The sequence below is a fragment of the Oceanospirillum linum genome, assembly GCF_001995095.2.
GTDB classification, from domain to species: Bacteria; Pseudomonadota; Gammaproteobacteria; order Pseudomonadales; family Halomonadaceae; genus Oceanospirillum; species Oceanospirillum linum.
The window spans coordinates 1-387 of record NZ_MTSD02000241.1; the positions used below are offsets into that span (position 1 = coordinate 1).

The 387-nt window shown below is 39.8% G+C and carries 1 pseudogene; it reads left to right on the forward strand.

Annotation, left to right across the window (positions count from 1 at the left end):
• Window positions 1-206: pseudogene (locus BTA35_RS17470) on the forward strand (uracil permease); the annotation flags it as partial.
• Between the last annotated feature and the right edge of the window lie 181 nt (window positions 207-387).

The window sequence follows — 387 nt, forward strand, 5'->3', positions numbered from 1 at the left end:
CTATTGCAGTGGTCGGTATGAATACTCTGGTTAAATCGGGTCAAGATTTAACAGCACCTAGAAATCTAAGTATTATCGCATTGATTCTGGTATTCGGTATTGGAGGGATGTATATCGGCGGCGGTGAATTTAGCTTACAGGGAGTTAGCCTTTGCGCTATTGTTGGCGTTTTACTGAATCTGATTTTGCCTAAACAGGCTGAATAGAGAGCTTAAGATCAACCCTGCTTCAGAAGTGCTGCCATAGTCAGCCTTCTGAACAAGCTGTGACTTTTAATGATTTATGATGGTGCCTTTCAACACCTCAATGCTCGCTTTGTCACTGAATAGCCAAAAAAACTGTAAACAAAGCACTAAATTATCAGAATATTCTACTTAGTAATACACT